Source organism: Falsochrobactrum tianjinense (genome assembly GCF_019100495.1).
Lineage (GTDB): Bacteria > Pseudomonadota > Alphaproteobacteria > Rhizobiales > Rhizobiaceae > Brucella > Brucella tianjinense.
Window position 1 is genome coordinate 172,543 of sequence record NZ_JAHRVA010000003.1, and the last position, 13,091, is coordinate 185,633.

The window sequence follows — 13,091 nt, forward strand, 5'->3', positions numbered from 1 at the left end:
TGCTGGCCTTAAAACGGTTCCAGGCATCATTGCTCGCGATTTTCCGGGTAAGTTTTCATAGTTCGTATTCGGCCAATTTAAAATTATTCTTCCCCCGACAAAAGAAAGATCAAGCGTGTCCTATCGTGTTGCAATCATCGAGTTGATCAATGAAAGTAATACCTTCACTCAGAACCGCACTAGTATCAGCGATTTTCGCGCGTCTCATTATTTTAAAGGTGATGAGATCCCTGCAAATTTTCGCGATACGGGCTCCGAAATAGGCGGGGCGATAAAAGTCGCGGAAGAAAAAGGATGGATGCCCGTCTATATCACCGCAGCTCATGCGGAGCCGAACGGGCCGGTGCTTGAGACGGCACGCCTCGAAATCACCGAGGAATGTTTGAAGCGGCTGGAGGCAAGCGGGCCTTTTGACGGTATTTTTGTCGCGTTGCATGGCGCCATGGTGACGGAAACGGATCAGGATGGCGACAGTCAGTTCCTGCGCGCAATCCGGTCTGTCGTTGGATACGATGTCCCCATCGCCATTACGCTCGATCTTCATGCAAATATATTCGATGAGCTGGCTCATCTGGCGCAAATCGCTGTTTCATTCAGAACTTACCCTCACGTCGATATGAGAGAGGTTGGCATAGAGGCTTGTGAGTTGCTGGATCGAACCATGAAAGGTGAAATAGCGCCTGCTTTGGCCATTGCCCGCCCGCCCATGCTGCTGGGCTGCGATGATGGGCGTACAACGGATAACGGCCCGATGTGCAGGCTGCTGGAAAGCGCCAGCCGCGAAATGCGGCAGCCCGGTCTTTTGAATATAGCGATCAATGCAGGCTTCACCGATGCCGATGTGTGGGCAGCGGGGCCGAGCGTTGTCGTGACTTTCGATAGTAAGAATTCTGATCAACAGGCCGCAACTCATGCCGCTGAGAATATCTGTGATGAAATATGGCTTTATAAGGATCAGTGGTCGCAACCAACGCCTCTAAATGAGTGTATACAAAAGCTAAAAGATGCACATGGCGCTGCTGGCACTATTGTTGTGGCGGATTTTTCTGACAATCCAGGATCTGGTGCATATAGCGACTGCACGGCCCTTATCGGGGCGATGCTGGATGCAGGTGTAACCAACGCGGCAGCGGGCGCACTTCTTGATCCTGAAGCGGTTGCCGAGATTTCTGCCAAGGAAGTTGGCGAAACTGTTACAGTGACGATCGGCGGCAAATCCGACCCTTCCATCGGGGGAGGGCCATTGACTGTAACGGGCCGCGTCATGTCGATCTGCGATGGTTCCTTCATCTTTGAAGGCCCGATGTTTACGGGGCTGCCAGGCACGACCGGAAAAAGCGTGTGCCTGCGCGTGGACGGGATTGATATTATGATCGTTTCGGAGCGAATGCAGATGCTTGACCAGAACATTTTCCGCGCCGTCGGTATCGAGCCCAAGGAAAAGTCCGTTCTGGCTGTTAAATCAATGCAGCATTTCAAGGGGGCTTTTGGCCCTGTTGCGTCACAGATTATCGTTACAGATGCGGGTGGGCTGAGTTCGCCTGACTTATCAAAACGAACATACTCGCGGTTGAGACGCCCGGTATTCCCATTGGACAAACTCGCAGCCTTGACTGAATCCTGAGTGCTGCTGATGTTGACAATTGCTGAATTGGCTGGCCCGATCATCAACTGATCCTACCCCGAATCTGACCGATAAATTATACTCACCGATGGAGTATCCGATGAATACAGCTCCTATTTTTTCCGGATTAAAGATCGAGGCTGCTGAAATACGCGTGATACGCTTGCCTTTGCTCACGCCTTTTGTGATCTCCACCGGAACAATGACTGAAAAGGTCATACCGATTCTCACTCTGCGGGCCGAGGGCCTCGAAGGCTATGCTGAAGGGGTAATGGACCCGTTACCCGATTATCTGGAAGAGACCATCTGCGGCTCACTTGATTTTCTGCGGGAAGTGATCCTTCCCCAGATTATCGGGAAGCGCTTCAACGGCCCGGCTGATCTTTCTGCAATTCTAGATCCGTGGCGGGGCCATAGAATGAGTAAGGCCATGGTCGAAATGGCCATCTGGGATTTGTGGGCGAAAGCACTGAATTTGCCGCTCAGCGTTGCTCTTGGGGGCGTCCGTGACACCGTGGATGTTGGCGTCAGCCTAGGTATTGCTGATGTTGCAACCACGATTGATCGTGTCGCAGCCTCGCTTGATGCCGGATACAAGCGCGTGAAGCTGAAAATCAAACGCGGTCATGACCTTGGTATGCTCCAGGCTGTGCGCGAGCGGTTCCCTGAAGCCAAGCTAACGGTTGATGCAAACACCGATTACAGGCTTTCTGATCTGCCCCTTCTCAAGGCGATGGATGCTTTTGCGCTCGATTACATCGAACAACCCCTGGCTTTCGATGACATCACCGACCATGTTCATGTACAGGAGAAACTCCTGACTGCCATCTGCCTGGATGAAAGCATTCGGTCTTCTGTCGACGTGCGCAAAGCACTTGTCGCAGGTGCGTGCCGGGTTATTAACATCAAGGTCGGACGTGTCGGCGGACACAGCGCATCGCGTGCAATTCATGACGTATGTGCGGCTTTTGATGTGCCTGTCTGGTGTGGAGGAATGCTTGAGGCAGGTATCGGTCGAGCACATAATATTCATCTGTCCACGCTTGCGAACTTTACCAAACCAGGGGACACGTCATCTGCCAGCCGCTATTTTCCTCGCGACATCGTCAATGAGGCGCTTGAGGCCGTAGACGGCCAAATGGCCGTTCCTAAAAATGGCCCCGGCATCGGAGTAAGCATAAACCGCGAATTCCTCGATGCAGTCACAAACCACCGTGAGGAGTTGATCGCATGAGTGAAGTCGTGATCCGCGAACTCGCATCTCTCGCCGAGATGAAGGACTCGGAAAATGTGCAGCACTTGGTCTGGGGGGAGGACGACCCTGTAGATGCTTCTGATTTGCTGCTTGCGATACAGCATGAGGGCGGCCTTGTTGCCGGGGCGTTCGCTGATCAGAAGATGGTCGGGTTCATCTTTGGGTTTCCCAGCGCAACGCCGGGTGTGCAGCATTCGCATCGCTTAGCGGTGTTACCAGAGGCGAGGGGATTAAAACTTGGCGCTCGCATGAAATGGTTCCAGCGGGACTGGTGCCTTGCAAGGGGTATCACGCTCGTACGCTGGACCTATGATCCCATTCGCGCGATCAATGCAGGCTTGAATATTGCAAGCCTTGGAGCAACATCCTCTACTTACCATGTGGACTATTATGGACCGATGGTTGGCATTAACTCAGGATTGCCCTCGGATAGAATCGTTGCTGACTGGCAACTGGATGATCCGCATGTTGAAGCGCGTTCTCGGGGGCAGCAGCTTGATTTCTCTGAAAATGCCCGAAGAGTAGAAATTCCGCACGATATCGAGCAGTTGTTATCAACCCACCCAGCGGCAGCCCTGAATGCCAGACTGTCGCTTCGGGAGGCTCTTCTGGCTGCTTTTGATCAAGGCCAGCGTATTGTCGGGTTTGATACGAAAGCGCCAGCTTATTTAGTGCGTTGAACAGAAGCGCTAATTACCCGGCGCAGATCGTTTCGTAGGAGACCGTACTCCCGTGCTCCATGAGCATTTCTTCAACTAGCCGCTCTCCCAGCTCATGTAGTATCAGACAGAGCAACTTCGATCAGACTGGGGCCAGGGGTTGCGATGGCTTGAGCCAATTCGCGGGCCAGTGCTGCGGTGCTGGTAACTCTGATGCCAGGGACGCCCAGGCCCTTGGCCAGCGCCGTCCAGTCCAGAGAAGGGTCGTCGAGGTCCAGCATACGTTGAGCATTGCGCCCCGGCTCGGGGCGACCGAGATTTGTCAGTTCTCCATACAGGCAGGCATAGCTGCGATTGGACAAGATGACGGTAGTAATATCCAATCCTTCGCGCGCCTGCGTCCAAAGTGCCTGCACCGTATACATCGCGCTGCCGTCCGCCTGAACATTGATGACCCTGCGATCTGGACAGGCAATCGCAGCACCAACAGAAAGCGATGGGCCAATGCCGATGGCTCCGCCGGTCAATTGCAGCAAATCATGCGGAGCCGCCCCGCGCGCAGCTAGGCCCAAAGCGTGGCTATGGCTGATCGCCTCATCGCAAAGGATCGCATTTTCGGGCAAAAGTGCGGCGATGGTTTGGACGACAGCTTGCGCGGTCAAGGCGCCATGCGCGATCTCGGGGCGCGGGGCATCCACAACACGGAGTGCTGCATGGGAGTCAAGCCCAAGTCCCTCTCGCAAGGCTGACAAGGTTGTGTACGGGTCGGTTTCGGGGCCGGCAAGAGTGATAACCTTGCAATCTGGCCGGATGACCCGATGAGGCTTACCGGGGAATTTGAAGAAAGCGACGGGTGATTTCGCGCCGATCAGCACGATAGTGTCAAAGGCCGCCAATTGGGCCACGGCGGTATCGACGGCATAGGGAATACGAGTGGGGGCGGCGCTTCCCAACCCGTGAGTGATGCGGGCATTTGCTTGTTCAGCCATGATTGTCGCCCCAAAGGTATTGGCGATCCGAGCGGCTTCGGCCATTGGCTCGGGGCGCAGGGCTGCGCCGCCAAGCAAAATCAGGCAGTTGCTGCCCGCGCGGCGGATGGCGGTGGCTGCATTGCCAATGGCTTTGTCATCGGTGGCAAGCAGTTCTGGAACTTCTGCAAGCGAAGAATGTGCATATTCGGCTTTGCCCCAGGCGGCATCAGCAGGCAATATCAGCGTCGCAACCTGTCCTCCGTGAGACTGTGCCGCAACAATTGCGCTCTTCACGTCCGCCTGAATACTGGTTGTACCTCCGACGCGCCCGACCCAATGCGACATAGGTCGTGCGAGGCTCTCAATATCTGTGGTGAGGGGAGCATCGTAGGGCAGATGATCAGTCGCATGATCGCCAACGATATTCACCATGGGCGAGTGTGCCCGACGTGCATTATGCAAGTTGGCCAGACCGTTTGCCAGCCCTGGCCCAGTATGCAGTAAAGTCGAGGCCGGTCGTTCCGTCATGCGAGCATAGCCATCGGCAGCCCCTGTTACCACGCCTTCGAATAGACCCAATACGCAACGCATTTGCGGCTGCGCGTCAAGCGCTGCGACGAAATGCATCTCGGATGTACCGGGATTGGCAAAACAGACCTCGATTTCATGGTCCAGCAGCGTCTGGCAAAGGACATCGGCGCCATTCATGACTGGCCCCTTTCGACCACATTGCGTCCGATCGTGCCAAGAGCGAGCATTAACAGCAGCTCATAGGCCACAGTGGCCGCAAGATAGGCGGACATGCCACCGACGTCATGGGGCGGACTGATCGTGTTGATATCGATTGCAACGATATTCAGCCCCGAGAGATTGCGGATGACCTCCAGCCCTTCGCGGGCTGAAGCGCCGCCCCAGGCCGGCGTGCACACGCCCGGCGCTACCGAAGGGTCGAAGAAATCCATATCGAAGCAAAGATAGACCGGCCTGTCTTGAATCGTGTCGCGGACCTTGCTGAATATCTGTGGGATGCCCATCTGCATCATTAATTCCATCGAGATGATGGAATAGCCGAGTTGGCGGCCGTAATCATAAACACCGGGCACCAAATGGCTGCGGCGCGTCCCGATGTGAAATGAACGGCGAGCATTCACCAGGCCTTCTTCGAAAGCACGCGAGAAGGGAGTTGCATTATTGTACCCGTCAATTGGGTAGGCATCTGTGTGGGCGTCGATATGCAGCACGCACAGATCGTCATAGCGCTTTGACAGCGCACGCATCTGGGGCAGGGCAATCGCACCATCGCCCCCAAAAATTACAGGAACCGCGCCGTTTGAAAGCGCAATCTTCATCGCGGCCTCTATCACCTCGTAAGCATTCTCAATCTCTCCCGAGACCACATCGGCATCACCCAGGTCCACTAGATTGAGGCTGCTCAACGGATTAATCCCGGTGTCTCCGTCATAGGCACGTAGAAGCAGGGATTGCTCGCGGATCGAGCTGGGGCCAAGCCGCGAACCGACGCGGGTGGGGTGGTTGCCGCAATCAAACGGCAGTCCAAGGATCACGGCCATTGCCTTCCCCGGTTCATTGGCGTGCGGCACCCCCATGAATGAGGTTAGCTGGCGAAGCGGCGATGCTTCCGGCATATAAGGCTCCAATTATCTTGATATGTTTTGGGACAGCCATGCGGCTGCGGCTGTCCCGGTCTTTCCGATACAGGTCAGGATGCGATCAGGTCAGTGTACTGGTTCAGGATTTCGCTATAATGCTCGGCATACCAAGCGGCATCGGCGGCGACCTGGCGGGCAAAGTTTTCCGGATTTCCTGGGTCATCGGCGCGCATCTCGGCAGGAACCAGGTCCGAACCGGCAGGGTTGATCGGTCCGTTGCCAAGCACCTTGAACAACTCAACCTGGCTGTCGGGGTTCTGGGTCGAGGCTATAAAATCCCACACCGATTTGCCTGCCGGATTGCCTTTCGGTACGATCCAGGCGCCAGCGAACAGAATACCTTGATTAAAATCGAATTTGACCCGGCCCTTGGTCTCGTCACGCAGCAGCATTGAGCGCGTGTGCCAGATATTACCCATCGTAACTTCGCCGTTACGGAAAAGCTCCTGGCTTTGCGAGCCGCTGGTCCAGAAGATAGTCTGTTCCTTGATCTCGCGAATTTTGGCAAAGGCGCGCTCGACATCAATGGGATAGATATCTGCGGGGGCGACGCCGTCAGCCAATAATGCGGCTTCCAGCATACCTTCAATATTGTTGCGTAGCGTACGGGTGCCGGGAAACTCCTTGATGTTCCAGAAATCGGCCCAGTTTTTCGGCGCCTCGGGGTGCTTTTCGCTGTCCCAGGTCAGGGCAAAAGTGTAAAGATAGCTGCCCACGCCCCATTTGCTACGGTGGACATCGCGTAGCTTATTCGGATCGACGACGTTCCAGTCGATTTCTTCCAGAAGGTTCTCTTGCCCTAGTTCAATGGATGCGGGCAGGTTGCGGTCGCAGACGTCCCAACTAACAGCTTCGGCTTCGACCATTGCGCGGATCTTGCCCGAGGTCGGACCTGACCCCTCGACCACTGCCGGCAAACCGCCGGCGGCGGTATAGGGCGCTGCCAGTATCTTTTCAAAAGCAGGCACCGCGTCACCGCCCCAGTTGACAATGACCAGTTCATTCGACTGTGCATGAGCAGGGGTGAGGCGCAGGGCCAGCGGCATTACTCCCAAGGCACCCAAGGCGCCTAGAAACTGACGGCGATGGACGGTTTTGCCATTGGTTTTCTCGCGCAGGATCATCAGCGCGTCTTTGACGAAATCGTTGTCGAACTCTCGCTTTGCCATGATGTGTTTCCCTTTTTATGTTGTTAGTTATTGCTGGATTTCGAGTCACCTTTACCAGCCAGGTACAGCATGATGATCACCGTTAGCAGGATCATCACCGTGCCAAGGGCGGCGATGGCCGGGTCGATATTATCGTCCAATCCGTCCCAGATCCGGCGCGGCAGGGTGTAGACCTTGCGCATTGTGATAAACATCGCGACGATGATTTCGTCCCATGAGATGAAGAAGGCGAAAGTGCCTCCCGCCAGAAGACCGGACTTGATCTGGGGCAGGATTACCCACCGCATCGAGCGCCCGGCCGACGCGCCCAGACTGCGTGCCGCCTGTTCCGTTCGGGGATCGATGTTCACCAAAGCCGCGCCCACCGTCAGGATTACGAAAGGCGTGCCTTTCACCGCATGAACCAGAATAAGACCGATATAACTGTCCAGAAGCCCGATGGCGGCCCAGCCCTTATAGAAGGCGACGGAGTGGACGATCGGGGGTACGATCATCGGGGCAAGCATGATTGGTTGCAGGATACTCTGCGTCAGCCCACCGCGGCGCCAGACACCAATGGCGAAGGCGCCTCCCAACAAAAGCGCAAGAGTGGTTGCGCAGACCGCGACAATGAGGCTGTCGGTGATGCTGCTCAGCCAGCGCGGATCATTGACCAAGCTGGCATAGTGACGAAATGAGATATCCCCGTCAGGTAGCGACAGATAACGATGCGGGGTGACTGAAATAGGCAGCATGATAAGGACTGGCAGCGCCAGAAAACAGGCGATTAGCCATGCGATGACGCGAGAGGGCGAGAATTCCCTTGTCATGACTTGCCTCCCTTTTTTGCGATGGTGCCGCCGACCTGCATGAACCGGCTCATCCAGACGGTCAGGGAGACTACAATCAGCACCAGTACGGTCGCCAGCATGGTGGCCAGTCCCCACCTTAAGGTTTCAGAAATCTGGATCGAGATATACTCGGCGATCATCACGACGCGCCCGCCACCCAAAACCGCAGGGGTGATGTAGAAGCCAAGCGAGAAGATGAAGACCAGAAGTCCACCACCTGCCAGCCCCGGCAGGCTCAAGGGGAAATAAACCCACCAGAAGCTGCGCCAGCGGCTAGCGCCGAGCGCACGCGCTGCGTTCATCAGGCGGGTGTCAATGCCGGTCATATTGGTATAGATCGGCAGTATGGCATAAGGCAGCATGTAATGAACCATGCCGATGATCACGCCAACCTCATTGCGTACCAACGCCAATGGACGGTCGATCAGGCCAATGCTCATCAAAAGCTGGTTCAAAACGCCGTTGGGTTGCAGGATGGCGACCCAGGCATAGGCGCGGATTAGCGCACTAATCCAGAAGCTGGCCAGTACTATGAAGAAGGCGATACTGCGTTCGCGCGGTTTCATGGCCATCAGGCCAAGCGCGAACAGATAACCCAGAACCAGTGTGATCGCCGTTGTTGCCAAACCGATGCGCAGCGTATTGCCGAATATCCGGTGTAAAGCAGAGCTGTCGGCCAGCAGCTTGTAGTTTTGTAATCCCGGTTGCGGCTCGGTTACGCTCAGCAACAGAACATTGATAACCGGGGTGAAATAGACGATCCCCATGAAGATACAGGGCAACGTAACCATCAGCAGATAGTAGTTTTCGCTATTAATGAGCGCAGAAGACTTTACGCCGCTGCTCATGCTGCGGTCCCTATGTCTTTGATAGCTGCACCGTCAATCGGCAATGCGCGCGCTGCACTGGTGTCCCAGCCCAGCCAGACCTTGCTGCCGGTCGCCACCGAGCTGAGCTGCGCGGCCTGAACAGCAGGTACCGACGCGCTCAAACGTTCGCCCGCGACATTCACCTCCAGATCCAGCTGACCGCCCAAGAATGTAGTGTCTGTGATTTCGCCCATGAAGCGATTTGGCAGTAATGGCTCTTCGGTTGAGATTTGTATCCGCTCGGGCCGAATCGCGATTGCAGCTTTTTCACCCGTGCGCAAGGGTGCGCCTCGCTGTGCCGGCAGGCTCCCGATACCACTTTGCAAAACCACGCTTTCTCCACTGATCGAAGCGATTTCACCGCGGATGAAATTGCTGCGTCCAAGGAAATCCGCGACAAAGGCGCTATCGGGTTTGTGATACATTCGGTCGGGAGTATCCAACTGCTGAATGCGGCCGCCATTCAGTACGGCGATCCGGTCGGACATCGACAGGGCCTCTTCCTGATCATGGGTGACATAAACGAAGGTTGTCCCAACCTTTTTGTGCAGGGATTTCAGCTCTGTCTGCAATGAGCGGCGCAGCGTCTTATCGAGCGCCGAGAGGGGTTCGTCCAGCAGCAGCAATTCTGGTTTGAAGACAAGCGCGCGGGCCAATGCGACACGTTGCTGCTGGCCGCCCGACAGCTCTTTCGGCAGGCGGTGAGAGTATTGGGTCAGTTCCATCAGCTCAAGTGCTTCTTCGACTGGCTGGCGGGCATTGTTGCGCGAGATGTTGCGCGCCCGCAGCGGGAAAAAGACGTTATCCCAAACTGACAGGTGAGGGAAAAGTGCGTAGCCCTGGAATACAACGCCGAAGTTCCGGGCTTCAGGCGGGATGCGGGTAATATCAGTACCGTCCAACAGCATTTGGCCTGTACCGGGTTCCACGAACCCGGCGATGGTCATCAGCAATGTCGTCTTTCCCGATCCCGAGGGTCCCAGCAAGGTCAGGAATTCTCCTGCCTTGATTGTCAGATCGGTTGGGTAAAGGGCGGTAAACTCCCCGTACCGCTTGCCGATTCCCTCAAGTGTCAGCGCAGTCTGCATGGATCTTCCTATTTTTATCTTTTTTCACGGTGCAACAGTGTGATTGTATTAACAAGCTATTTTTATTGCATTATGATTGTGCAAAATATTTAAACGATTGGATGAAGAATGCTGCATTCATACCGAGTTTTGCCTTTTATACGGGCATTTGAAACGGTTGCCCGGCTAGGCCATGTCCGCTCGGCGGCGGCTGAGCTGAACCTGACCCCCAGTGCCATCAGTTATCAGGTAAAGATGCTTGAGCAGACCCTTGGGCAGGCGGTTTTTTCACGCGAGAACAGGCGGATGCAGCTAACCCCGCAAGGTGAACGCTTGTATCGTGATGTCGCTTCGATCATGCGCACACTCGAAACATCTTTGGGCGATATCGTGCAGCAGCAAGATGGCCAAGCCGAGACCCGCCTGCGGATCGCTGCTCCGTCCGGACTGAGCCACGTATGGCTTGCGCCCAAGCTGACCGGTATCGCCGACCAGCTTGGGGTGAATATCGCGGAATCCCATATCGCGCGCGAGATGTCGCAGGTGAATTGGCGCCAGGTCGACCTGGCGATCGTCTATGACAACCCGCCCTGGAGTGGCTGCACATGGGCACCGTTACCGGAACTGCGGCTTAGTCCGCTATGCACGCCAGGTCTGGTCCATACTCATCCCCTGCGCCATTTCCGCGACCTGCGTAATCATCGTTTACTGCATGAGGACAGCGGCCAAGAATGGCAACGATGGAGTGCAGCCGCTCGGCTGGAGACGATTCCGCTGCGCAACGCCTATTTCAACCGCCTGTCAATGGCCTTCAACTCGGCCTTGTCAGGGCATGGGCTGGCATTGGTTTCCGATTTTTTAGCCCAGAAATATCTGGTTTCGGGCCAGTTGATACGGCCGTTTGATCTGTCGATCCCGGCGTCCAAGCGCTACTATGTGGTGGCGCTGGAGCGGCGTATGGCTGACCCGTTCATCGCCCGCGCCTTTGATCTGGTGCTATCGCTGGGCCGATCAGAGCCTTTGGTTTCCGAAGCTTAGACCGTGTGTAAGTTATTTTTTGTCTATACGGTCTAAAGCATGACGCGTTTAACTCTCCTGCGCTGTTGATGGGGGCTGCTATTTCTGATCAACGCTGCCACAAGGGGGGATCTTTACTATGGAAGTGCGCCCGCGCACGGCCCGTATGGCTGCAAGCGCTGTGTGGGTACGTTTTGTACTGGCAAATGCCTCTTCGGGACATTTGATCCCGAACTGATTATGATAGGCCCCCTAGGCAAAGCCTCACGATAGACCTCGTCGAACAGGATCGGTTGGGCACTGAAACGAATTTTATTGAATCAGGCGGTAGTAAGAAGATGGCATCCGTTCATCTCTTCGGTTCGCAGATGGAGCAATGCAAAACGGGTATAGTCGCGCAAGGGGTGTCGAAACCTTCTCGGATATGTTGCAGGAGTTTCATTTAAAGCGCGAGGTATTTGTTTCTCAGCTCGACATTTTCAAGAACGTCTTTCGCTGAGCCGTCAAATACGATCTGTCCCATATCCAGGATCAAGGCGCGATTTGCGAGTTCCAGCGCTGCAACAGCATTCTGCTCAACGATGATGGTCGTGATACCGCGCTGCTTGATGTCGTGCACGATGCGTTCAATTTCCTTCACGATGACGGGAGCCAGACCTTCATAGGGTTCATCGAGCAAGAGAAGTTTGATATCGCGTGCTAGCGCCCGCGCAACAGCAAGCATTTGCTGCTCGCCACCTGATAGCGTCATTCCCTCCTGCTTACGCCGCTCGGCCAACCGTGGAAAATGTTCATAGATATGTTCGAGCGACCAGCCTATAGGCTCAGCTATTTGTGCGAGCTGGAGATTTTCCTCTACCGTTAATCCGGGAATGATGCGTCGGTCTTCCTGAACGAGCTGAATACCAAGCTGTGCTGCCTGAAAATCTCTGAGCGTGTGGACCGGATTTCCGTTCAGCCATATCTCGCCGGACTTCAGTTCGGGGTCCCCGGCACGCGATAGGGTACGTAGTGTCGAGGTCTTGCCTGCGCCGTTACGGCCAAGCAGCGCGACAACATCGCCTTCAGCTACGTCGAAGTTGACGCCTTGAACAATATAGCTTTCACCATAATAGGCGTGGATGTTGCGCACGCTAAAATAGGCTGGCTGCGCCTGAATGGCGTTTGTGGCGGGCATTGTCATCGTGTTCATAAATGCGTTCCTCCCAGATAGGCTTCCTGTACCTTTGGGTCGCCTCTTACTTCCTCTGGCGGGCCGTCAGCAATGATCTTGCCCTGAGCCAGCACGGTGATGCGGTCGGCCAGCGAGAACACGACATGCATGTCATGTTCTATGATGACCTTGGTCATGCCACGGCCCTTGTATTTTTTCAGAAGATCGATCGTCGAATTGGTGTCATGCCGCGACATGCCGGCAGTCGGCTCATCGAGCAGAAGCAGCCGCGGATTTTGAACCAGCCCCATGGCAAGTTCCAGCCGACGCTTGTCGCCACGCGAAAGGCTGGCCGCAATCATGTTATTCTTGCTGGCAAGCCCGACATCCTCCAGCCAGTGCAGGGCTTCATCGCGGATGTCTGTCCGTTTCAATACCGGCCGCACAGCATTCAGTTTGAACGATCCGTCGTGCTTTGCAAAAGCGGGAACCATAACGTTTTGCAGGAGTGTCAGATCGGGAAAGATTTCCGGCGTCTGGAAAACCCGCACGACGCCCATCTGGTTGATCTCGTGCGGCTGCTTACCGGTGATAACCTGCCCGTCGAAAACGACTGCTCCACTATCGGGCGCGATACGCCCGATGCATACATTGAGCAGGGTCGATTTACCGGCGCCGTTGGGGCCGATAATGGCGTGGATGGTGCCTTCCTCAATCTGCAAGTCGATATCGGACAGGGCGTGCAGTCCTCCGAAACTTTTATCTACATCGGCTACATGCAGAACGATGTTGCGTTTCGACATTTTT

General features: G+C 55.3%; 12 protein-coding genes. 4 read left to right on the forward strand and 8 right to left on the reverse strand.

What is annotated here, in order from left to right; translation table 11 throughout:
• The first annotated feature begins 115 nt into the window (after positions 1-115).
• From KUG47_RS08595 to KUG47_RS08605, 3 genes are read left to right on the forward strand one after another with little or no spacing between them, the layout of a single operon-like run.
• A complete protein-coding gene (locus KUG47_RS08595) occupies positions 116-1,624 on the forward strand; it encodes a M81 family metallopeptidase (protein WP_217677552.1) in 1,509 nt (502 codons plus the stop codon).
• A gap of 19 nt (positions 1,625-1,643) precedes the next feature.
• Complete coding sequence (gene menC, locus KUG47_RS08600; RefSeq protein ID WP_254799441.1) at positions 1,644-2,858, forward strand: o-succinylbenzoate synthase; 1,215 nt, start codon at positions 1,644-1,646, stop codon at positions 2,856-2,858.
• Complete coding sequence (locus KUG47_RS08605) at positions 2,855-3,559, forward strand: GNAT family N-acetyltransferase (RefSeq protein ID WP_217677553.1); 705 nt, start codon at positions 2,855-2,857, stop codon at positions 3,557-3,559. Before menC ends, KUG47_RS08605 begins: the two co-directional genes overlap by 4 nt.
• 92 nt (positions 3,560-3,651) lie before the next feature.
• Here the strand turns inward: KUG47_RS08605 and KUG47_RS08610 are convergent, their stop codons facing one another.
• The 6 genes from KUG47_RS08610 to KUG47_RS08635 form a co-directional block, all read right to left on the reverse strand.
• Positions 3,652-5,217, reverse strand: a complete 1,566-nt coding sequence (locus KUG47_RS08610; RefSeq protein WP_217677554.1) for an acetolactate synthase large subunit — start codon at positions 5,215-5,217, stop codon at positions 3,652-3,654.
• A complete protein-coding gene (locus tag KUG47_RS08615) occupies positions 5,214-6,155 on the reverse strand; it encodes an arginase family protein (protein ID WP_217677555.1) in 942 nt (313 codons plus the stop codon). The genes KUG47_RS08610 and KUG47_RS08615 overlap by 4 nt, the downstream gene beginning before the upstream one ends.
• A 74-nt stretch (positions 6,156-6,229) precedes the next feature.
• Positions 6,230-7,348 carry an ABC transporter substrate-binding protein gene (locus KUG47_RS08620; RefSeq protein WP_217677556.1) on the reverse strand — a complete coding sequence of 373 codons (1,119 nt, stop codon included), beginning with the start codon at positions 7,346-7,348 and terminating at the stop codon, positions 6,230-6,232.
• 23 nt (positions 7,349-7,371) lie between these two features.
• Positions 7,372-8,157: an ABC transporter permease gene (locus KUG47_RS08625; RefSeq protein ID WP_217677557.1), complete on the reverse strand. Its 786-nt coding sequence runs from the start codon at positions 8,155-8,157 to the stop codon at positions 7,372-7,374.
• A complete protein-coding gene (locus KUG47_RS08630) occupies positions 8,154-9,026 on the reverse strand; it encodes an ABC transporter permease (protein ID WP_217677558.1) in 873 nt (290 codons plus the stop codon). The genes KUG47_RS08625 and KUG47_RS08630 overlap by 4 nt, the downstream gene beginning before the upstream one ends.
• Positions 9,023-10,135: an ABC transporter ATP-binding protein gene (locus KUG47_RS08635; RefSeq protein ID WP_217677559.1), complete on the reverse strand. Its 1,113-nt coding sequence runs from the start codon at positions 10,133-10,135 to the stop codon at positions 9,023-9,025. Before KUG47_RS08635 ends, KUG47_RS08630 begins: the two co-directional genes overlap by 4 nt.
• Before the next feature lie 108 nt (positions 10,136-10,243).
• On the opposite strand from KUG47_RS08635, the gene KUG47_RS08640 reads away from it, so the two are divergent.
• Complete coding sequence (locus KUG47_RS08640; protein WP_217677560.1) at positions 10,244-11,152, forward strand: LysR substrate-binding domain-containing protein; 909 nt, start codon at positions 10,244-10,246, stop codon at positions 11,150-11,152.
• Between the two features lie 421 nt (positions 11,153-11,573).
• Here the strand turns inward: KUG47_RS08640 and KUG47_RS08645 are convergent, their stop codons facing one another.
• Positions 11,574-12,323 (reverse strand): ABC transporter ATP-binding protein, encoded by a 750-nt coding sequence (locus tag KUG47_RS08645; RefSeq protein WP_217677561.1) that lies wholly within the window; start codon positions 12,321-12,323, stop codon positions 11,574-11,576.
• Positions 12,320-13,087 (reverse strand): ABC transporter ATP-binding protein, encoded by a 768-nt coding sequence (locus KUG47_RS08650; RefSeq protein ID WP_217677562.1) that lies wholly within the window; start codon positions 13,085-13,087, stop codon positions 12,320-12,322. The genes KUG47_RS08645 and KUG47_RS08650 overlap by 4 nt, the downstream gene beginning before the upstream one ends.
• Positions 13,088-13,091: the final 4 nt, after the last annotated feature.